Genomic DNA, 531 nt, shown 5'->3' with positions numbered 1-531 from the left:
TCGCCCTCGATCCAGCCCCAAAGACGGCGATTGAGCTGCTCCAGGGAGGCGGTGTCGTCGGGGGTCAGGCGGGTCAACAACTGGGCGCGCACGGTGCGGAAGAACCGTTCGATCTTGCCCTTGCCCTGGGGCCGGTAGGGGCGTGCGTGGATCAACGCTACACCGAGCTTGGCACAGACCAGGGCGAGGTGACGCGAGCGGTAGTTGGCGCCGTTATCGACGTAGAGCCGCTCGGGCAGCGCGCGGCGGAGAATGGCCTGTTTGAACACCGGCAGGAAGCTGCGGGTGCTCTCGGCCAGGGCGAAGGCGGCATAGGGAATCACGCGGGTGGCATCGTCGAGGAAGGCGATGAGGTAGGCCTTGCGCCGCCGGCCGTCGTTGGTGCGGACCGCGGGTCCATGCATCACGTCGCTGCTCCAGAGCTGGCCGGCGTGCTCGAAGGCGAAGCGGCGCCGGTCGAGATCGGCTGGTGGGTTGAGCGACTTGGCCATCAGCCCCTCGCGGGAGAACAGGCGGTGGACGGTCGAGGGG

1 protein-coding gene is annotated in these 531 nt (G+C 68.4%); it reads right to left on the bottom strand.

All coding sequences use genetic code 11. The annotated features are described in order from the left end of the window. On the bottom strand, positions 1 to 531 hold a 531-nt coding region (locus tag ACYQ2W_RS26550), incomplete at both ends, for a DDE-type integrase/transposase/recombinase (RefSeq protein ID WP_459874126.1).

The organism is Endothiovibrio diazotrophicus (assembly GCF_054657215.1).
This window is presented reverse-complemented; position numbering and strand designations above follow the sequence as displayed.